Source organism: Haloarcula laminariae (assembly GCF_025457605.1).
Lineage (GTDB): Archaea > Halobacteriota > Halobacteria > Halobacteriales > Haloarculaceae > Haloarcula > Haloarcula laminariae.
This window is the reverse complement of sequence record NZ_JAMZFY010000001.1, coordinates 25,644-45,102: the sequence shown is the minus strand read 5'-3', so window position 1 is coordinate 45,102 and position 19,459 is coordinate 25,644. Positions and strand designations below refer to the sequence as shown.

The following is a 19,459-nucleotide window of genomic DNA, read 5'->3' as shown; positions in this document are numbered from 1 at the left end:
ACAGCCATGGCTCCGCGGGACCTCTAGTCGATAATCTGTGCGACTAATCTTTGCTTCTGAGGAGAACATTTTGCAGCAACTGGGAAAATCACCATAGGACGTGTGCCAAGGCGGGACCGGATTCGAAGACAGGTGTAGCTCTGACTCCACTTGAACCAGATGAAACGAAGGGGGGTACCAGCTAAAGAATTAAGTTGTCTAAGACAGAATATCTATCTAAGACAATAATGTCGTCTAAGATAGCAGTGAGCAATCAAAAGGGCGGTGTAGGAAAAACAACGACTGCGATAAACGTCGCTGGTGCCCTTGCAAATCGAGGTCAAGATGTCCTGCTTGTCGATTTAGATCCGCAGGGACATGCAACAGAAGGACTCGGACTAGCAGACGTATACGAGTCCTCAGAACCACACCTCGGTAGTGCTCTCGCAACAATAGATGAAGTTCCAGCCATATCCGACATCGTGTACTCTCAAGATGAATTCGATGTTGTCCCAGCAAATGTGGATATGTTTACTCTCGAAACAGATCTAACCGGAGCCATGCGGTCTCGGGAACGGCTTCAACTACTCTTTGATAATCTCGATTACGGCTATGACTTCATTATCGTGGACTGTCCACCATCGCTGGGCCATCTTACTGATAACGCTCTCTTAGCCTGCCAAAATGTGCTGATTCCTGCTCTCGCAGAAGGAACTTCCATTCGTGCTTTGGAGATTCTGTATGACCAAATCGAATCGATCGAGCAAGGATACGATACCCAGATCAACGAACTGGGGATTGTCGCAAATCGCGTAGAACACGATGGAGAAGCCACGGAGATGATGGACTGGTTCGACGACACATTTGGTGGCCAACTCCCCGTTTGGGAGGTTCGAAAGCGTGTTGCTCTCAAACGAGCATGGAACAACGGTGTCTCCATCTTTGCACACGAAGAGGACTCCGACATGGAAGCAGAATTCGCTGAGATTGCTACGCATCTGGAGGAGATAGCATGACAAACCAAGACGAACGAGAGGAACGAGCCGATCGTCTCAGAGAACGGTTTGAGGACGGCCCAGCAGAGGACGAGACGCCAGACAAGAGCCGGTCTACTCCATCTAAGACAGATGTGACTGAGGATTCCGGTGATCCCATGTCGGGACGTTCAGAGGGGGCGGTCAAAGACCGACCCAGTGTTCTGATGTATCTTCCTGAAGAGATACGACAAGAACTCGATATCCGTTTTGACGAGCTCAATGCACAGCACAAACGACAGTATGGGGAGGGTTTAGAGAAGAACCGAGATTACTATCCAGCTGTTGTTGAAGCTGGCTTAACTGATAAAGACCTCAAAGATATCTTAGACCTCTAATAGAATTAGTTCAATAGAGCCAATAAGACGGATGGCTCTGTTGAAATCCTAATCCGCTGATAGTTTTTCAAGAGCCGACTAAATACGGAGCGTCTGTCGATCAATGAATCGGAGTCAAATCGCTAAGTACAGAAGACCCTCGTACCGGTTACAGGGGAGAACGACGGCACAAGGTATTTGTCTGCAAGATTAGAAATTCCGGTAACACGATGGATTCCGATTTCTCGGTCACTACGTACGCCCTCGGTGGTGGTCTCGGACTCCTCATGATGGGGTACGCGACCCAGACCTACTTTTGGTACGGATACATGCAGGCAAATCCGGACGTCGGGGCAATCTCCACGTCGCCCGGATTTATGCTGGTGAATGCAATCATCTTCCTTCTCGGCACCATTATTGCGTTCTCAGGGTTCTCAAAAGGACTTGCACGCGTCTTCCACGAGGACGCTACTGCTGACCCGACAACTAACTAATTCGCACACCTACCTAACGGATATTCCAGCGAGACAAATGTTGGAACGATAGGATTTCAACAGAGCCAGACGGAGAGTAATCGTGAGTCACGAGAATCCGAGTCTTAGATCGCGAGCGTAACGAAGTCCGATCGAAAAACCCGCCGGCGAAAATTCAAATATTATGTGTCATACTTTCATGCTGTCGAATACCATTTAGTGAGTGTGTCTGGTATTCGCAATCCTCTTGCCGGCAATAGAAGTTCTCTCGAGGTGGAGAAGTAACATCCCAAAGTTGGTCTGATAGATGGGGTCCTTCTCTTCCAACAACCTCAACGCGATCCCTTTCTGCCATATTCTGTAGTCGTCCCTTGGTATTCTCTTGGTCCGCGTCAAGTATAGAACTAAGCTCAGCAGCCGAAACTGGAGCTTGGTTATCTACAATCTCGAGAAAGTCTAGTGATGATACATCAAAACGCATAATGTCATGAGTGACACCCGGGGCCTTACTGAGGATTTTTCTAATTCCGATCTCGGTATACGGCGAAAGATCACAGAGCGCGTCAAAATCAAGATCATACTCTGCATGGATAACTACCTGTGTCTGCATCAGTGACCGATTTGTAAATCGTCTCTCGAAGGGGGCCGACTCATTCAATCGGTGGATCGCCATAGAAACTGTTCCAGGAGAGATTGCAACCTCCGGTCGATCACGGACTCTGAATATCTGCCGTAATTGTTCTATAGCAGGCTCTGCTAACTCATTTTGCAGAATAATACTTCGTGGGAATGGACCTTGGTGATCCTTGCCCGGGAAGGTTGATTCGAACCTATTGGTTCGTCCATAAATGCGGCAGGATTGGCAAGGGCGTTCTCTACGAGTAAGCGGTCCCAATCCATCTCCCCCTTCTGATCTCCAGGTGTTACAGTCTGCAGTGCCTGGGATAGTTATCTTCAAACCATCTGCCTGCCACTGTATCCAATTATCTCTGAGATGTGCAAGCTGATTTCGTTTTAGTGCTGTAAATGGAACAACATCTGCAACGAGTCGTTGCACAAATCCGCCAGATTCCTGTGCTGTTTCTCTAAGCGACTTCCATTGCGGAATCGTTAGCGGTCGGCTTCGACGGTTATTCATGTAGAAGACTAGCAGAACTATCAACAGCGTTACTCAGTGCATTAAATGTCCGTACGCCTCTGACCTGTGCGTACCACTCGAAAACATCCGCGTTCTGATGACGCATTTGCTTCATCCCTATGCCTTCCCCGACGCGTGCCTCGACAAGGCGGCACCCATAGGTATGCCGTAATGCATGTGGGACAACTCCGGTATCTGACGGACGCTCGGGAAGAGTTAAATCTGCTTCCTCAACGACTTTATTGAGACGAGTCCGAGCAGAATTAGACTGATGAGGCCATTGCTCATATTTCTGTCCCGAGACGAATTTTTTGAGTTTACGGGCTGTTTCCGCTGTTTCCGGTAGCTCACCCAATTGCCAGACTTTATCCGCGCTACGAGCGGACTTTGGGTGAAAATCATACTCTTTTGCTTGTTCCTCGGTTAACCATCCATGGTCTGGCCGTCGCTCACCGTTGATTTTTGGCGCTACTTTCCGTTTATAACTCCGATCCTTGCACCTTGTACACGGTCTTGAGGTGCGATGAAGATCCAGACCGTCTTGATTACCTTGTTGAGTAGCCTTCTCTCCTTTTCCACCATAGCAACGCTCGAACTTCGGAATCTGAATCAACCAAAACTCCTCATCCTTCCCATTATGATACTCTTTTCGTACCCAGTCGCTTCGGAGGTGAACAAGTTCACCAATTCGGAGACCGTAGTCTAAGAGTACTCGTATAGCAAGCTCAGTTTCGATGTCCGGCCACTCACGGGCGGTCTGATAGAGCTTAATTGTGTCTTGTCGGGTTAGTGGACGACGGCTATCTTCTTTGGGCGGCGAATAATTCCCGAATTTTTGAGATTTGCGGGAGCTCATCGGCTAACAACTATTGCAACTTGTGGCTATTTACGGTCTTTGTCGACGAAGATAACCCGACAGAGAGCTCCTTTTTCCGGGATTCCTCTGTTTGTTGAAGCAATCTTGTAACAATCACGTTCCATTCAGTTACAACAAATTTCTGAAAACCGCAATACGTAGCGGTGGTATACTGAGTTATCGATCAGTGTCCAATTATAACCGACAACAGCTACAAGAAGAAATGCTATCATATTTTTTATATTATGGTGTTCTACTATCCGATGACCGTCATAGTCTAACGATCGATACGATAACGGACTACTCTATCCACATATTCGGCCCTGTTGAAATCCCATCGGTCAGATACTACCTACGGTGAAACAGCCGGTAAGTAGGTGTTAGAACGTACCGCCGAATTGTCTCCCAGATTCCGTTGATGTTCTCGATATCTTGCTAAATGCAGAGGATGTAGTCAGCAAGTGGGACAAGCTATTCCAGCCAGTCGAAGTACGTACAGTCGATGTGTAGACGGTTCACCAGTCAAAGTCTCTTTGAGGGATAGATAGAACCCAACGGTTCCGATAACCACCGATACGGAAATCAAGAGAGTATACGGTCAAACATCACCAAATCCCTGCCCATAGATGCGGATTTCGCCGAAGCAAGCGAGTACACTCAACAGGAAAGCAACGTCGTAATGGTTGCAGAAGATGTAGTTGAGCGGCGTCCCAGTTACTCTCCGTCGTCTAATTCTTCGTTGCCGGTAGTAAGCTCGGAAGTAAATACCCTGTCTCCAGCATTGAATGCCTCACCAAGACGTTTCAACAGGCTCTCGTCTATATCAGGGTTGAAGCAGAACACCTGTCCCTCAATATACGGAGAGTTCAGACCTCCTGAAAGCTCGAAATTGATCAAGAGATCGAGATTCTCGATGTTGTTGCCGCTAAACGGTTCCGTATCCTGGACAGCGACCGGTTTACCACGCACCAAAGCCGGATTGTTCTCTCCTTCCTCGAGAACCATGATATGACCGCCTTCAGCATACTCCCGGACATGGCGATTGTCGATAGCTGAAAACTCGTTCTTCAACACGAGCATCGTCAAGTCGTCCGGTTCTTCGTCTTTGATATCTGTTATCTGGCCTCTGGTTTTCTCAGTTACCTTCGTTCGGACATCGCTTGCTATTCCGCCGGTGGCTGAGAAGACGCTGTTAAGCCGTGCTTCTGTGGTTCGCCGGGTATGAGTGACCTCCACCCAAATAGTGTCATCGTCGAGATCGACTTTCAGATCCGGCTTTCTTCCAGCAACTGATTCCTCAATAACCACGTCACCGTCGACGAACTCTCGTCGAAGTGCGTTTGTCGTCTGTATCTCAGTGACCGTATCCTCGTACTGCTGCCGATTGATAAGATCGTCTCCAAGAGATTCTGTCGGGTCGTGGTTGTCGTAGAGTGACTCACAGCAGTGATCCAGGTACGATAAGAAGTGGATCGATTCCAGATCGTTCCGTGTCTTAATATCGATATCGTGGCCCGCTCTCGAAAACCAGTACACATCTTCCCGGGGGATATCGTGTGAGAGGAAGCGGGCAAGACTGTGAGTTCCCTGTGACTGAAGATCATCAATCCAGTCCTCGCCCAAGATATCGATCAGGAAGGGATAATCATCGGCGTTACTCCGAACTTGGTCGTAATCAATTCCAAGACCGTATGAATCGAGGTTGGAGGGCAGGTTCTGAAGATCCTTGAGAATGTTATCAGCTCGCAGTAAGTCGTTGTCCTTAGAAACGGATTTCAGTGCCTGATCTGGGTTAATGTCTTCGCTCGCTGCGATATCCTTCAGGGCTGATAGAAGTTCGCTGCCCCGGCCGTCCAGGTCTTCACCTGCTTTCCTTGACTGGTAGTATGCTTCAAGAGTTCGTTCTACAGCTTTCTCAAAGACCAGCGGCGAATTACTGTACCACTTCTGCAGTTCTTGTTGAAGCAGATCTGTGTGATTCCAGTAGACGTGAGGAATGTAGCTAGAAACGTAGCCAGTCGAGTATTCCTCCTCGTCAAGCCACTTGTTCATATACCGTTGTGCAAGGTCACGGTCTGGTTTTCCGGCAGCTCGTAGAGCAGAGTCTAGATCACTCACCAGAATTTCCCGGTTCCGGATCAAGTCATCCAATCGTTCGAATGCCAGCCGAGGTTCCTCTTCTCCGCACCCCTCGATAATCTTGGTGTAGAAGTGGCGATCGATCGTCCCCTTGTCGACAATATTCCTCAGTTGCTGTAGCTTCTCTTTGCAGCTTTCGTCGCTTCGGAACACCTCGTAGATATCGGCATCAGAGTCCATGATGCTCACGAGGTATGTTCCCGGGTTGATGATTGTTCTGCCGCATCCAAGAGTGTCCCAGAGCAGAGAAGTGCTGAAATGGATGGCTTCAGCGACCATGCAACCGGTCCTATCTTGAATGAATTCAATCTCTCTATTAGCGAGGGAATCCTTTTGACAAAGCAAACTGTACTCGTTCTATGGGCGAAGACACAGCTGAAGACTCAAGCAGTGCTTCTTCTAACAACAGTTCTTCGAGTGAGAAGGCGGACCTTTCGAAGAGCAAAAACAAAGACAGCGGCACGGAAGCATTATCCGGTTCGAAACAGCCACGGACAAACTCAAAGGGGAAGACAGCAGATACGGATGGCTGGTCCCCGAGCGATGGTGCCGGATATATCCCCACTGAAGAAGGAGGTTCTGGACGAGACACGTCTTCAGACACTTCGGAGTCTTCAAGCGGTGGATCTTCGAGTCAAGAGTCTTCAGATAATTAGCTGGTAACGAATGCCTTCGATATCGACGATAACCATCATCGGATTAGCGATACTCGTCGCTCCGGGGTTCATTGCTGTTCTAATTGCATCGAATATCGGTGTTATTGAGCGGGAGCCTTCTCGATTCAAACTTCTCGTTGCAAGCCTGATCTCCAGCTTACTTATTGACGCAGCCTTTTTAGGAGTATACCAGATCCTCTACGAACCGGTGAACAGTCTCTCCGAAGTTGAGACGATGTTCTTCACTCCATGGTTCAGGCTTGACCTAGTTGCGATCTACTTGTCCATCGCTGTTGCGTTGGGAGGTCTCTATTCATTAGAATTGATTTTTGACATGCGTAGCAAGATTCAGCACAGGCTGTGGAGTGGTCGGGAGTACCGTAGGCATCGACGTCAGCCCTGGGAGGGAGCGATGGACAACGCTGCGGTTGTACGTGTGAAGACGTCGAGTGATGCACGGGTTATTGGCGGTGTCAAAGAGTACAGCCGGGCTGAGAAGCCGCATGAGCTATGGTTGGATGATGTCTACTGGGTCGATGAGGATTCTGACGAAGTGTTTTCTGACGGAGTTACTGACTCAGTCGTTTTGATGGAAGAAGATATTGAGCGTGTGGCGATTTTAGCTACGGATGGGGAAACTGATAGGGATTAGCAGAACCCTCATACTTTCCAACGTAACCGAATTCTGGCTTGCTGAGATCGGCTTGAGAGAGATAGAGGCTGAGTTCAGCGGGCGACTTACTGGTCAGTCCTGTGCTGAACCATTCCCAAGTGGATGAGCAGTCCCAATATGCCTAAGAACCCCCAGGCACAATACCGCGTAGTCGCAGATTCCTGAGTCCTCGTTTCTCTGCGTCTGAGTAGACGTAGTACCAATGGTGGGCCAGAAGATGAGCAGGTAGAGCGCGACACGTATGAGTAGCCCGATGTACGCGATTAGCAAACTTATCAGAGACTCACCGCCGTCTTCGCATGAACCATATTCGACTGTTCTTTCGTGTTACAAAGTAGTTTTCGCGGAACCCGACTATTGAGGCCGTGACTGATATGCGCCCTGTATTCATCAGGATGCAGAGAATCAACGAAACTTAGCAGAAGATTTGGTGGTACGTTCACACACCTACTGAGCGGCTGTTTCAGCTCTCATTCTAAATAAAGAAACCGTATTGACGACGACTGTTAACCAACAGAATAGGCCTTCCAGTGGAATGTTGGTTAACTTCGGGCGATTTTCTGACTGCCGCGCCGATCACTTGATTCCGATGACCTCATCGTTCCCATCTTGGAGTCGCTCTGGGATTTCGACCCTGGGACTGCAACACCTACTAGGATATCAGAGGGGACTTATTCAACCCAGTTGAAGGGGATATAGACGGATGCACGATTTAACTGGATTCCAGCGGGACATCTTGTATGTAATTGCTGGGCTTGAGCAACCGCATGGGCTCGCAGTCAAGGACGAACTCGAGGACTACTACGAACAAGAAATCAATCACGGCCGACTCTATCCGAATCTCGACGACCTCGTCGACAAAGGCCTCGTAGAGAAAGGACAGCTCGACAAGCGCACAAACTCCTATACGCTCACCGGGCGTGGCCGCCGCGAGATTACTGCTCGTCGCGACTGGGAAACCCAGTACGTCGACTTCAGCGAGTAACATCCCGTTTCCAGCGTTCGGGGATGGGTGTCACTCACTCCAGCAACACTGCCCCCTTCGCGTAGTAGTCGCTCGATGGCTCCGTGGACTCACTCAAGCAGGCCGAGTTCAGTGAGGCGGTCTTCGACGTGTCCCAGCGCGTGCTGGGCGTCCTCGGGTTCATTTGCGCCGGTAATCACGAGTTTCCCACTGCCGAAGAGGAGAACGACGACGTCGGGATCGTCGAGACGATAGACGAGGCCGGGGAACTGTTCGGGTTCGTACTCGATTTGCTCTAAGCCCAGCCCGATTGCGATTGCGTTCAAATTCAAGGACTGCTTGAGGTTGGCACTGGAGACGATATTCTGCACCTCGATCGGCGGGTTACTCGCAACGTCGATCCCTAACTCACGGAGGTCATCGAAGACGATGCTGAGAGCTTCGTGAACATCGTCGACGCTTTTCGCGCCGGTGCAGACGACTTTCCCCGATCGGAAAATCAGTGTGGCTGACTTCGGCTCCTGAAGGCGGTAGACAATCCCAGGAAAGTCCTCTGGATTGTACTCCGCGCCATCGAGATCCGTTGCGAGCTGGTCGAGGGCGAGTTCTTGGCCGATATCGCTGGATGCAACGACGTTCTCGATATGAATCGTGTCCGCCAGAGTGCTCATACGGGATATTCGTCGGACAAATCACTTAAATAGCGGGTGGAAATGTGTGGCGCTGGTGAGGCCCTCAACAGCTAATCGATTCGAGTATAGGCCGCTAAGTACAAAGTGTAAATTTTGCAATTAGGTCTATCTATCTGGATTGCAAGAAGTCACTATGGATGACGATACTGCATATTGTATCGAGGTACTTGTGGACACAGTAGAGGGAAATGATGACGGTGGATGGAGTTACTCTGGATCAGAGGCCGCGAGAAAGCACGACCGGCTCCCACCGATTGTCGTTGAGAACCTCAATCTTGACCCTGACTCGCTACGGATTTCGTATGAAGTGCTTGAAAGTGAACTGAATAATCTCTTGTTGGAAGTAAAGGGAGCGGGCGACCCTGCACAGCAAATAGAAGAAAAGCTACCAGAGTTCAAGGAACGACTGTATGAACGGGAATTAAACGAATACGTGGTAGCATTCCCGCTCAATTTCGACCGCCGATCGTCTGAACTGTTACCCGAGTCACCACAGGTCGGCGATGTCGTTTTCGAACGCCTCTCGCGTAGCGACTGGGAAGAACAGTTTATTCCCGACTATGATGAAGACCACGATAAATATCGACGACAGCGGAAGTTGATGGACTTCGTGGATAAGAGCCCGAATGAGCTAGATAATCCGTGGTTCACCTACTGGTTTACCTCGTACAGGGCAAGAGATGAGAAGTACGCTGTTAACCATGTGGTCGAGCAGTTGGAGATTCTTCTGGGAATGATGAACTACTCTGCAACGTTTAATCGGATACAGATGCTCTCACACAATTCGGGGCCGTGGCCCGACCGATGGGGGGAACTCCGAGAACCATTCATCTATCTGTTGCACGAAGAGGACGAGTTCGTGGGGCATTATTATAGTGAAGACCCGACTCTGCGAGAGGTAGATAGCCCACATAGTCTACAGGAAGAACTGTTCGAGACACTACTTGAGTGGATGCCTACATTTGAGGAGGAGCATCCGCTGGATGGTCGACTATTGAACTCCATTAGGGCGTTTCAAGCAGCAATAACTGAGCCCTCAGAACGTGAGTCTTTCTTTGAGTTCTGGCGAGGAATCGAAATCCTCACACTCGTAGAGGAAGGTGAAAGGATGTCTGAGGTAGTTGATAGAGCAGCGGTAATGTTAGGGTGGGAAGACTCGGAAATCGGCCGGATTAGACGAAACCGGGCACAGAACAAGCGGAATTCGTACGTCCATGAAGGTGCAGGCTTGCGGTTAACTACCGCTGATCGGAATCTCGTCAAGAGTCTCCATGAGTCCCTCATAGACCTCTACATAGACAAACGAGGAGATTGGGGCTATGAAGAGATGAAATTCGCTCTGGAACAGTTCACGATAGATGAAGCACAGATTGAGAATCTACGTGAAGACCGAAACCGTGAGTTACGATTGATCGATTGGTTCGAAGAGATATCCGAGAAGAATTAGCGGCCTCAGCACAATTTGTGCCCTTCAGCTATCCGAATACGTGTACCCGATACGTGCGGGATATCTCGCACGGCTATCGGAACTTCTCTTCAGGCTGACATAACTTCGGCGGTCAATTCACAAACCTACTTAGCGGCTGTTCCCGCTTCTGGAGTACCGAACTAATAGGGTTTTAACAAAGCTGGTTGGCTCAATAGACTCAGTCGAGAATCCGCCTTCTGACGTTAGCAGGAGATGTCCCTATAGCTCGTACCGGGCAATATCACGACAGCCGCAGTCAGGGCATGAGGCATAATTTTCATCTAAACTGGCTCCGCAGTGCCGACACTCAAGCAACTCCTCGGAATTCGCTGAAAATGGAGAGAGACGAGTTAGTGCCTTCAACATAGGGAATCACTGGGGATCGACGACATCTCGGCACTCCGGGCATTCAGCCCAGATACCGTTTTCATACTCGATGAGCGTATGCTGGGACCGAAGCTCAAACCCACAATACGGGCAGTTACCAAGACAGGGATTCTGCGAACTCATTTTGATGGGGAACGGAGACTGGGATGACTGTGTGACGGAGGGTACGATACCCTTTGAGTTTACTAAATGCACGAATCCCCATATACCTCGGTAAACCAGAGTGAAAGTAAATCGAACGCGTGCTCTGTCGAGAACCTGTATTGGGGGATGGACCTACTCGTCGTCAGGCTGGGTATCCCGTTTCAAGTGCTCTCTTCGAAGGTACCGGTCGAGGTTTGTGTCTTCGTATCGGCCATGGCCTGTTCGATCAGGCACATAACATGGTGCAGTTACAGTCCCGTCGTAAACCGGGGCTTCAACGTCGACGTCCGGAGGGTCATCTTGGAGTCGCTGAAGGATCGTTGGCGGGGTCGTCCGAAGCGCTCTCGGGCTAGTCGACGACCGGTGGACGTCCGCATTGCGTGGCGGGCGTTGCTTGGTCAAGGCGGGGAGCTGATCCTTCTCAAGGTCTTCGAGTGTGAGCAGGCGGACATCGTAGGCCTGTGCGAGTTCCCATGCACGATCAGTCAACCGTGACGTGTGACAAAGCACGGGCATCGCACGACCCATGAACGCGAGTAGGCACAGTCGAATGATGACTGAGTCGTCAATTGGCCGGTCCTGCCAGTCTTTACACTCAGCGATGATGAAATCGGCCGGATCATCGTTGGATCCCTTACGGCGGGCGATGACATCGGCCGTCATCACGATGATTGATTTTCGACGGGCGGTGCCGTACCCCCATTCTTCAAGTGCTTGCTGGAGACGTATTTCGAGCCATTCACCGTGGCCTTGACCACGCCCAGGGGTTGTGTCTCGGTCAGGGTCTAGTTCGTCGTCACGCATTGTGATCATCTCCAGTAGAATCCCGGTTCGTAGGGCTCTGGTTGGAGTTCGGGGTCTCTGACGGTTCTGCGTTGGTGTCTGTAGAATTGCCGATAGGGCGAGTGTTGGATGTCGTGACGCGGAGTGCTGCCGTTGTGAGAGCGTTAGCTACCTTCCACGATTCTGCGGGTCGCAAGTCTGCGGTTGCAGTAACTTCGCTCGTTTTGATGTGACAGTTGATCGTCGGTCGGCCCGTTGAATCACGGGCTACCTCGAGTGATCCAGTTGTTTCACCGGATGTCGGGGTAACGGTCGTCGCCGGCGTACACAAGAGCTCTGGATGCGTAATGTGTTCTGGCGTACCATCTGGGTGGTTACTCGCTGCTTCCTCTGGCATCGGCGTTGGCTTTCGAGGAGCATCACAGGGGACAACTGTACACCGGAGGTAATTCTGCGGTCGGGGAGCGACCTCTCTCACTGCCAACCCAAGACGGGCGATGATGGAGGTAATCTCCGGCGGTACGGTTGTACGATTGGACGCCGGCTCGATCCGTATTTCAGCGTACTGACCCTCAATATCCCGGCGGTTCGACTGAACAACTGCAGACGCAACACAGTCCACTGACCGAAGAATACTGGTACAGCGGGTGAGACGTGCATTCACACTCATTTAATTATTTGAGAAGATGCTTTGAGCAACCGCAATCAAGATTGCATACTCCTCAATACGAGGAGTGACTGTTACGACTTTCGCGCGGTCATCATAATCAATAATATCGTATTTGGCCAGCTTTGGCAGGTGGTTCTGAATTAGTCCATTATATACTGATTCATAGTCTTCAGTTGTGACTTCTCGCGGCGGGATTCCATTCTCGACGCTTCCAATTACCGTCGCTAAGTGTCGGGCTTCGATATCCTGTTCGTAACCAAACAGGAATAAGTAATTTAATAGAAGAACTCGCCGTTCATTTCCAAGGATTCCAAGAACATTCGACACGCTACCCGGGTTATGGATAGTGGACGTCATTCAACATCTCCTCGAATCCCGGTTGGCGGGTTTTCTCGGTTCTGACCGTCGGGTTTTTGCTCTTTGTCGGTTTGAACGTACATGCTGTCTGTCTCAGGCAGCGCGGGTGCGGTGTCTCCAGCACCGCCCTCGTTTCTGAGGGACCGCGCTTCATACCATCCATTCTCATACAAACCCTTAATTCTAACGTAGTATTTTACTCTGTTATACAGATGCGGAAGGATACGACTATACGAACTGGTGCGTATTCGTCACACATGACTAATGAGGAATATACTCCCGCTGAAAACGAGGAGGAAATTCTGGATGTCTTGAAAGAAGGGCGAAACTCATCGCAACCCTGGGGGCGAGCGAACCCATTATTCCTGCGGGAACAAACGGGACTAAACAAACAGCAGGTCAATTATGCACTAAGGCAACTCATCGCTGCTGGATGGGTAACCAAGGTTACGGAGGGGCTGTATGAATTCGTTGATGATCCTCGAAATGATAACGTCTGAGTCGTTTATTATCAGATATTGTCCTCGACCCAAGCAGCTGTAATTTTATTTTCCTGGGATTCTGCAGCATCATCGAGGATGCGGCTACACATAGATAGGACCTGCCGGATATTGCCCTGTGATGTTTGGAGAATCAAATCCAACGCCTCCTCAGAAAAGGGATCTATCCCCTCATTTTCAGCAGAAGACAGCCTCTCTTGATCTAAATAATCACGCACCAACTCATAGAGGTTCTCACTAGTGAGCGGTTTCAGAGCAACTTCTTCCCCGATCCGCTCGCTAAACGCATGGTATTCACTCATCACGTCTTGCCAGACCTCGGGAGCGCAACCAAACAGCATGCATAGTCCCGAACTGTTCTGATCCATCAGGTGCCGAATGCTGTTGAGTGTTGCCTGTTCGTCCTTGGGTGAGAGGCGTGCGATGCTCTCGAACTCGTCGACGAAGACGAAAATACCGGTATAGCCGAGTTCGAGGAGCATATTTTTGAGTGCGGTGAAGGCCCGAACACCCATCGTATCATCGTCGAGTGCGCTGTGAATTTCCATCTCCTTGCGCTGCTCGTATCGAATTCCCTCTGCGGTGAGCCACTGCCACGCATAGAGATTCGTGTCCTCGTACACCATGTGGATAATGGCACGTGCAAAGTCGGCGAACTTCGTCACATCGCTGAGGCGGCGAATCGCCTCGGGGACAATTTCCGAGAGCAGCACATCGCCTTCGTCAATCAGTGATTCCATCCCACTGGCACCGATCGGGTTTGTGTCGGTGACATCTCTCGCCACAGATGCAAGGAACTCGTACGCGAACTCTTGGAGTCGGTTGAAGCCCAGATCGTAGACGAACTCGTGGTAGATGTCGAGGAATCCGTCACCAGGCTGGGCAACGTATCCTACGATGACATCATCGCGGTCGCGGAGGAGCGAGCGCGTGTATTTGAGCGTGTGAGACTTCCCATTCCCATACTTTCCGGTGACCACCAGATGCTTCGACTTCCCAGTAGACAACATCGACGAAACCGTCGAGCTGATCTTGTCCGAGACGTGCTGCTGGCCACAGTATATCCCGGGATCTTCAGTGGGTACCGGACTGTACGGGAAGGGATTCGCGTCCAAGTCGTACTGTGAGTAGTCTTGCTGCTCGTCGGTGATCGTGAATGCGTCGGACATTATGTAGCCTCCTGTGTGTATTCGATATCGCGGTCGTGTACCGCGAGGTAGTAGTATTTCTTACCAAACTGTTCGACACCCGCCATGACCTGTTGAGTGGACTGAGACGTGCTAACTAAACCACCCTCTTCGGAAAGCACAATGCGCTTGATGCCGAGTGCAGCATCCTTTGCAGCCGTATCCATCGGTGCGCCCGACAGCTCAAGTTTACCGACGTTCTGCTGGCAAAGCCCGAGCAGCGCATCGTTGAAATCATCACGAGTGCAGCCGAGTCGTTCACAGGTCTCCTCACGAAGACGTGGAATCGACAAGTAGCGCTGGCGCAGATCGATACCCGCTCTATCTTCGAGGTCGTCGTACACGTCCAAAAGCAGGTAGTGGAAGTTAGCGGGTATTGCCGCCTGATCTGTCAAGTAGTAGTCTCCCGTGAACGCGTTTCGTTGAACCCGACCCAGCCGCTCAGCCCAGTCACCCAGCACCTCCACACTCGTTTGGTTATACGAATAGGGGCTGAATTCCTGTGCCTCTTCCAATTGGGCCAGAAGTGTGTCTAAACCAGCGTTTTCGACCTCTCCAAGAACCTCAATGAAGGTCCCGTAGTGGGGACTACGTGTCTCTAGGATTGTGCTCACTTGACTCCAGTCCTCGTCGCGAATTGCATTAAGGAACGACAAACCGACATCAGTCGTCGTGTAGACTGGTGCCTCGTCAGAGTCATCTTCTTCGAGCAAGGAGATGCGCTTTGCTTCGAGAATTGTTTCACGCGCACGGCGGTGACTTACCTCCAATTCATCCTCAAGATCTTCAGTTGACTTGCTAACTGCTTCACAGGCATGAGTCAGTTCAGCCATCCGGCTGAGAGTGATTGGCCTTACAGTTGGTCTCTCATTACTCATGTGAGCCTCCTCATCTGTTGCTTCGCGGTTTCGTATGCCCGCTTAGTGACCTTGTTCCCGCTGAAGCGCAAGTCGAGGTACTCCTCAACATCTCGATCAGATTCGGCGACATAACGGAAGCGTCGCAGCTCGGTCGCAAGTGCCCAGAGATTATGCTGGGTCAGGGCAGTTCGATCTTCGCGAATCTCGTCGAGCTCTTTTTGTCCACACACCGGGCAGGGACAGGGGAGCCTGTCTAATTCCTCGATATTCCGTAGTTCTTCCCCTCCGAATCCCGGAATCAAGTAGTTCCGGTTGCCTGCACTACGAATGAAGGCCGAAGAGTCGAAACTGTCGACCCCCAAGTAGAGCAGCAGTGGTTGATAGACGAGACCTCCGAGACCATACACGTGCAGGTGCTTGTCTGTCGCGTTTCGTGCAGATAGTATCAGTTTTGTTACTTTTTTATAATCGGTTCGTATTGGAACCATACTTCCGAGAGCAAACCCATCGAATTCACCGTTCTTCTCCAGGTATTGTATGTTATTCCGGATCGTCTCTGGATCGTAACCATGGACACTCGCGAAGAGAAGGCCCTTCCCATCGTGATGGTCGCTCGCTTTGAGTGCGTACTCGATGCTTTGGTCGATTCGCCGTTGATTTTCTGCTGCCCGATTCTCCCTTGAGAGAGGAATGTCGACTGTGCCGAGGATGTCCGCGTCCAATTGTCTCTGGGTATCAAGCGTTTTTGCTGGGGTAGTGTCCACTTCTTCGTTGGCGAAATCGAACCCACCACTGTCCGCGAAAACGATGGTGTCCTCCGGGACGTCCATTTCCTCTCGTAATGTTACACCATTCGATATTCTCTGCCACATTGGGTCTCGGTTACGAATTGATCTCGCGTTGATCATCGCTGCCGAGAACTCTGGGATCGTGCCGACGTACGTCGGTGTATTGTCACTCGACCGCTTCCCGATGTTTCTAACGGGGAAAAGAACAGGGGTGTCTAATTCCCCTCGGGGGAGGTCGAGTTTCCTGCGTCGATACAACATGCCTCCCGCTCGGATAGGCTGTCCTCTTATTTAGTGAATGGGGCGATATGAACAATCCACATATATGTAATTTATTATAGGATAGGATCACAATCGTTAGGGGCGAAAGAACACGTACGATGCCATCTAGTAGTGGAGGATCACTCAGACTCGAATTCCGTTTGTGGTGGTACTTCCTCTACTCGCCGACATAGTTCTTCGATAGTTTCCGGGCGAAGAATATCGACAGTATCGATGTATCGAGCGAAGTTCTTCATATAGTGTCCCTTGAGTCCAACAACGATCGTGCCATGTTCTTTTGCGTCCTCTGTCCGCGCGGGGATAGATTCGATATTGTCAAATTGATCTTCGACAAGTTCGCGGTTGAAGACCACACCAATTCGGTCGGTACGTACCTCCTGAACCATCTCGTCGATGTCGATACTGGTGTAATAGTCCTTTCCAAGGGTAAAGAAGACGACATCGTAATCGGCCTCTTGAAGGAGGTGTCGTAGGTCTTTTTGGATGTCGAGTTTCGCAGACCGCTCTCTTATGTCGCTAACGTTCATTGAGCTGAACGTTACCTCGTAGGGTGGAAGATACTCGTCTTCTGCGACAAGGCCAAATCCTGCACTCACGAAGTAACGGTCGACGTCGTGACCTTGCCGCAGAAGCCATCTAACTGCACTCTTGACGTGGCTTTGCTGACGTCCCGTGTACAGGTCGCGTGCCGCAATACCTGGCACATTATCACGAGCGAGGAGGTCTTCACGAGAGAACTGGAGAGTTTCCTCTTCACCGAAAATGGGCGCGTCATCTGGTATCTCCTTCGATCCTGAACACTGATCGATGACAAGGATGTCCAATCCGTTCTCGGTATCAATCTCAGGTGGATGAGGCACGAAGTCGTCACTGGCTGCATAGTTCTGCCCGCAGACCTCGAGTATTTCATCTCGCAAGTCTCGAGGGTTGCTATTGGTGTGTACCTCGCAACCGTTTTCCCGAGCAGCCGCTACGGTTTCTTCGTCAAGTTCACCACCCAATGTGTGTACGAAGAGGTGCTGGTACCTCGCTGCTTGTTCGCCGATGTTTGCTGCCATACGATCTGGGGCGAACGAGACGAGCGACGGGGTTTCTTCCCACCACTCACTCACGCCGTTCGCATCTAATACACCAATCTCTGCGACCGGAAGGTCATGTGTCTGAGTCCAGAACGAGGAGTGTTTGTCACGCAGGTAGTCTTCTACGGTTTCGTAGCCACCGAAACTAGCATCACCCTGGGTCGCGACGAGAATTTTCGGAAGGTCTCGCTTGAATTCGTCGTAGAAGCGTCGTGTGTTGTGGAAACCACGCCGACGATTCCGGTCGTTTCCGCGGAAGATACAAACCTCGACACCGTGCTCACTACAGATTGGACAGTCACATTTCTCCCAAGGGCGGTTTCGAAGGGTCTCTTGGTACTCTTGGAGGAGATTGTCATCACCAATCCAAGTAGCGTAATCTCTGACAACCTCCCAGACACGATCGTAGTCACTGACAACATTGGACTCGTCCAAGACGGTCTTCGCGTGTGGGAACGCCTCGAACACGTTCATCGCCTTGGTCAGCAGTTCATCATACTCCGTGAACGGTACTGGGTCATCCGGGGTGTCTTTCCGTAGAAGTTTGACCAACTTACTACGGAGGTTGTCGCTGAAACTCGCTTGAAGCTCGCGTCCATACTGGAAATCCTCTCGAAACGCCCTTTCTATGTCCTGTAAGAGTGACTCGTCATACTGATCATCGTGGCGGTGTACCAGCAGGTATTCTCTCGCCGCTGGCAGCACCTTCTCAGCCCTCTCGTACCAGCTCTCAAGAGCATCACAAATTGAACCATCTGCATCGTATGCTCGGAGCACCACCAGTGTTTCACGACCGCGTAAGGACTGCTCCACAGCTTCGCTGAGGTTGTCTCGGCTCGACGGGTAGCGAATCCGTATTGCATCATAGCGCTCGCCGTTGTCAAGACGATAATTCTGACCACCTGTCCACGCCGAGCGAAGCATACTTGCGCTGTCGAAGCTGGTCATCCCTGAACGGCCGATCGTCTCGAATGCTTCAGTCTTCGCGAAGCCGAAGACGTGGGAGTCGATACGGCTGTCGTGCTCTCGTTCGAACTGTTTGATAGTCTTCCCGACGCTCTTGACGATTCCACGAACGTCGTGAACTGGGCTACCTGCAACTCCTCCGATGCCGAGGTAGTCGTAACCCATACCAAGCACTTCCTCAGCGGCCTTGCTGTATGTTTCAGGGTTCCATCCTTGGATGGCGACCATCAGTCGGAACGGGTAATCACCACGCTGGTAGAGGTCATACATCTCTCGGGCGTTCCGCAGCGTCAAGTCGTAGCGGAACTCGGCGTCGTGTTCGCGATAGACCGCACGTGAATCTTGTTCGAGACGGGACAGAATGGTATCAATGTCTCCCCGAAAGTCCTCAGCGATGAACGGTTCAACTTCTGTATGATCAGTACGAATCGTCGGCTCGTACTCGTCGACATATGAGGGCCATTCCTCTGGCCATTCCTCAATCATGACGTCAACGACGTCGGTGATGGGGTCGGGGATGTCGCCTTTGTTGAGTTCTCCGTCGAACGCGCGTTCGTCAAGATAGAGCCGTCCCTTGTCCTTTCCCGACCCTAGAACGAGGTGGTCGATAGTGACGCCGACAGTAACGTCCAGCGTCTCGTAGAAGTCGAGCATATCCTCGTTCCCGTACGGTGGGAAAGGGAGCGACTTGTACCCCCAAGCCCCGCAGTCACTAATCGTCGGTAACCAATTCGGGATAGAAAGTACGGGGTCATCGTAGACACCGTACTGGGCTAGTCGCTCGGCTTTGCGGTTTGTCTCTTCGACCTGTTCGCGAGATATGAGAACCCCGTCTACTGGTGTTGTTTCGGGCTCGAAAATGTCCCAGATATAGTCCAGATCGCGCTCTTGACGGTTCAAGGTAGAGAGTTCGTCGTGTTTGAAATCGTAGTGGGAGTCGACTGCGTCGTCCCACTCAGGTACGTAGAACCGCACGTTAGATAGTCACCAGTAGTAGCGATGGGAGGGCATCCTATAAATCCGTTCGAAGCACCTCACTCTGTAACTGGCACTAACTAATCGAAGTC

18 protein-coding genes are annotated in these 19,459 nt (G+C 50.9%); 8 read left to right on the top strand and 10 right to left on the bottom strand.

Features of this window, described 5'->3' with window-relative positions; all coding sequences use genetic code 11:
- Positions 1-227: 227 nt before the first annotated feature.
- The 3 genes from NJQ98_RS00165 (at position 228) to NJQ98_RS00155 (ending at position 1,824) form a co-directional block, all read left to right on the top strand.
- Positions 228-995, top strand: a complete 768-nt coding sequence (locus NJQ98_RS00165; RefSeq protein WP_262174461.1) for a ParA family protein — start codon at positions 228-230, stop codon at positions 993-995.
- Positions 992-1,351: a DUF8160 family protein gene (locus NJQ98_RS00160; protein WP_262174458.1), complete on the top strand. Its 360-nt coding sequence runs from the start codon at positions 992-994 to the stop codon at positions 1,349-1,351. The genes NJQ98_RS00165 and NJQ98_RS00160 overlap by 4 nt, the downstream gene beginning before the upstream one ends.
- A gap of 209 nt (positions 1,352-1,560) precedes the next feature.
- The gene (locus NJQ98_RS00155; RefSeq protein ID WP_262174457.1) at positions 1,561-1,824 is read left to right on the top strand and encodes a hypothetical protein; all 264 of its coding nucleotides are present in this window, start codon (positions 1,561-1,563) and stop codon (positions 1,822-1,824) included.
- Positions 1,825-2,933: 1,109 nt separating this feature from the next.
- On the opposite strand, the gene NJQ98_RS00150 is transcribed toward NJQ98_RS00155, so the two are convergent.
- Both NJQ98_RS00150 and NJQ98_RS00145 read right to left on the bottom strand, forming a co-directional pair.
- Positions 2,934-3,797: a site-specific integrase gene (locus NJQ98_RS00150; RefSeq protein WP_262174456.1), complete on the bottom strand. Its 864-nt coding sequence runs from the start codon at positions 3,795-3,797 to the stop codon at positions 2,934-2,936.
- A 714-nt stretch (positions 3,798-4,511) separates the two neighbouring features.
- A complete protein-coding gene (locus NJQ98_RS00145; protein WP_262174453.1) occupies positions 4,512-6,215 on the bottom strand; it encodes a hypothetical protein in 1,704 nt (567 codons plus the stop codon).
- An 80-nt stretch (positions 6,216-6,295) separates the two neighbouring features.
- Here NJQ98_RS00145 and NJQ98_RS00140 point away from each other — a divergent pair, with 80 nt between their 5' ends.
- From NJQ98_RS00140 to NJQ98_RS00130, 3 genes are all read left to right on the top strand, one after another.
- On the top strand, positions 6,296-6,592 hold the full coding sequence (locus NJQ98_RS00140) for a hypothetical protein (protein WP_262174451.1): 297 nt from the start codon (positions 6,296-6,298) through the stop codon (positions 6,590-6,592).
- A gap of 10 nt (positions 6,593-6,602) precedes the next feature.
- On the top strand, positions 6,603-7,244 hold the full coding sequence (locus NJQ98_RS00135; protein ID WP_262174446.1) for a DUF6338 family protein: 642 nt from the start codon (positions 6,603-6,605) through the stop codon (positions 7,242-7,244).
- A 724-nt stretch (positions 7,245-7,968) separates the two neighbouring features.
- Complete coding sequence (locus NJQ98_RS00130; protein ID WP_262174444.1) at positions 7,969-8,250, top strand: PadR family transcriptional regulator; 282 nt, start codon at positions 7,969-7,971, stop codon at positions 8,248-8,250.
- A gap of 89 nt (positions 8,251-8,339) precedes the next feature.
- Here the strand turns inward: NJQ98_RS00130 and NJQ98_RS00125 are convergent, their stop codons facing one another.
- Positions 8,340-8,900: a TATA-box-binding protein gene (locus tag NJQ98_RS00125; RefSeq protein WP_262174441.1), complete on the bottom strand. Its 561-nt coding sequence runs from the start codon at positions 8,898-8,900 to the stop codon at positions 8,340-8,342.
- A gap of 154 nt (positions 8,901-9,054) precedes the next feature.
- On the opposite strand from NJQ98_RS00125, the gene NJQ98_RS00120 reads away from it, so the two are divergent.
- Positions 9,055-10,368, top strand: coding sequence for a hypothetical protein (locus NJQ98_RS00120; RefSeq protein ID WP_262174438.1), 1,314 nt, complete (start codon positions 9,055-9,057; stop codon positions 10,366-10,368).
- Positions 10,369-10,761: 393 nt separating this feature from the next.
- Here the strand turns inward: NJQ98_RS00120 and NJQ98_RS19190 are convergent, their stop codons facing one another.
- The 3 genes from NJQ98_RS19190 to NJQ98_RS00110 form a co-directional block, all read right to left on the bottom strand.
- Entirely contained in the window at positions 10,762-10,899 is a 138-nt protein-coding gene (locus NJQ98_RS19190) for a DUF7837 family putative zinc-binding protein (RefSeq protein ID WP_489146067.1), read from the bottom strand.
- Positions 10,900-11,052: 153 nt separating this feature from the next.
- Positions 11,053-11,724, bottom strand: a complete 672-nt coding sequence (locus NJQ98_RS00115) for a hypothetical protein (protein WP_262174435.1) — start codon at positions 11,722-11,724, stop codon at positions 11,053-11,055.
- A gap of 649 nt (positions 11,725-12,373) precedes the next feature.
- A complete protein-coding gene (locus NJQ98_RS00110) occupies positions 12,374-12,730 on the bottom strand; it encodes a DUF7344 domain-containing protein (RefSeq protein WP_262174433.1) in 357 nt (118 codons plus the stop codon).
- Between the two features lie 257 nt (positions 12,731-12,987).
- Between NJQ98_RS00110 and NJQ98_RS00105 the strand changes: the two genes are divergently transcribed.
- Positions 12,988-13,230, top strand: a complete 243-nt coding sequence (locus NJQ98_RS00105) for a helix-turn-helix domain-containing protein (protein WP_262174432.1) — start codon at positions 12,988-12,990, stop codon at positions 13,228-13,230.
- Positions 13,231-13,241: 11 nt separating this feature from the next.
- Here the strand turns inward: NJQ98_RS00105 and NJQ98_RS00100 are convergent, their stop codons facing one another.
- The 4 genes from NJQ98_RS00100 to NJQ98_RS00085 all read right to left on the bottom strand — a co-directional run bounded on the left by NJQ98_RS00100 (position 13,242) and on the right by NJQ98_RS00085 (position 19,367).
- On the bottom strand, positions 13,242-14,399 hold the full coding sequence (locus NJQ98_RS00100) for a BREX system ATP-binding domain-containing protein (protein WP_262174430.1): 1,158 nt from the start codon (positions 14,397-14,399) through the stop codon (positions 13,242-13,244).
- On the bottom strand, positions 14,399-15,295 hold the full coding sequence (locus tag NJQ98_RS00095; protein ID WP_262174429.1) for a hypothetical protein: 897 nt from the start codon (positions 15,293-15,295) through the stop codon (positions 14,399-14,401). Before NJQ98_RS00095 ends, NJQ98_RS00100 begins: the two co-directional genes overlap by 1 nt.
- The gene (locus tag NJQ98_RS00090) at positions 15,292-16,326 is read right to left on the bottom strand and encodes a tRNA-guanine transglycosylase (RefSeq protein WP_262174427.1); all 1,035 of its coding nucleotides are present in this window, start codon (positions 16,324-16,326) and stop codon (positions 15,292-15,294) included. Before NJQ98_RS00090 ends, NJQ98_RS00095 begins: the two co-directional genes overlap by 4 nt.
- A gap of 140 nt (positions 16,327-16,466) precedes the next feature.
- A complete protein-coding gene (locus tag NJQ98_RS00085; protein WP_262174423.1) occupies positions 16,467-19,367 on the bottom strand; it encodes a DUF6884 domain-containing protein in 2,901 nt (966 codons plus the stop codon).
- Positions 19,368-19,459 lie beyond the last annotated feature (92 nt).

What these genes read in the sequence shown, in the direction of transcription:
- NJQ98_RS00165 (WP_262174461.1), top strand. Translation starts at nt 228, where the DNA reads ATGTCGTCTAAGATAGCAGTGAGCAATCAAAAGGGCGGTGTAGGAAAA.
- NJQ98_RS00160 (WP_262174458.1), top strand. Translation starts at nt 992, where the DNA reads ATGACAAACCAAGACGAACGAGAGGAACGAGCCGATCGTCTCAGAGAA.
- NJQ98_RS00155 (WP_262174457.1), top strand. Translation starts at nt 1,561, where the DNA reads ATGGATTCCGATTTCTCGGTCACTACGTACGCCCTCGGTGGTGGTCTC.
- NJQ98_RS00150 (WP_262174456.1), bottom strand. Translation starts at nt 3,797, where the DNA reads ATGAGCTCCCGCAAATCTCAAAAATTCGGGAATTATTCGCCGCCCAAA.
- NJQ98_RS00145 (WP_262174453.1), bottom strand. Translation starts at nt 6,215, where the DNA reads ATGGTCGCTGAAGCCATCCATTTCAGCACTTCTCTGCTCTGGGACACT.
- NJQ98_RS00140 (WP_262174451.1), top strand. Translation starts at nt 6,296, where the DNA reads ATGGGCGAAGACACAGCTGAAGACTCAAGCAGTGCTTCTTCTAACAAC.
- NJQ98_RS00135 (WP_262174446.1), top strand. Translation starts at nt 6,603, where the DNA reads ATGCCTTCGATATCGACGATAACCATCATCGGATTAGCGATACTCGTC.
- NJQ98_RS00130 (WP_262174444.1), top strand. Translation starts at nt 7,969, where the DNA reads ATGCACGATTTAACTGGATTCCAGCGGGACATCTTGTATGTAATTGCT.
- NJQ98_RS00125 (WP_262174441.1), bottom strand. Translation starts at nt 8,900, where the DNA reads ATGAGCACTCTGGCGGACACGATTCATATCGAGAACGTCGTTGCATCC.
- NJQ98_RS00120 (WP_262174438.1), top strand. Translation starts at nt 9,055, where the DNA reads ATGGATGACGATACTGCATATTGTATCGAGGTACTTGTGGACACAGTA.
- NJQ98_RS19190 (WP_489146067.1), bottom strand. Translation starts at nt 10,899, where the DNA reads ATGAGTTCGCAGAATCCCTGTCTTGGTAACTGCCCGTATTGTGGGTTT.
- NJQ98_RS00115 (WP_262174435.1), bottom strand. Translation starts at nt 11,724, where the DNA reads ATGCGTGACGACGAACTAGACCCTGACCGAGACACAACCCCTGGGCGT.
- NJQ98_RS00110 (WP_262174433.1), bottom strand. Translation starts at nt 12,730, where the DNA reads ATGACGTCCACTATCCATAACCCGGGTAGCGTGTCGAATGTTCTTGGA.
- NJQ98_RS00105 (WP_262174432.1), top strand. Translation starts at nt 12,988, where the DNA reads ATGACTAATGAGGAATATACTCCCGCTGAAAACGAGGAGGAAATTCTG.
- NJQ98_RS00100 (WP_262174430.1), bottom strand. Translation starts at nt 14,399, where the DNA reads ATGTCCGACGCATTCACGATCACCGACGAGCAGCAAGACTACTCACAG.
- NJQ98_RS00095 (WP_262174429.1), bottom strand. Translation starts at nt 15,295, where the DNA reads ATGAGTAATGAGAGACCAACTGTAAGGCCAATCACTCTCAGCCGGATG.
- NJQ98_RS00090 (WP_262174427.1), bottom strand. Translation starts at nt 16,326, where the DNA reads ATGTTGTATCGACGCAGGAAACTCGACCTCCCCCGAGGGGAATTAGAC.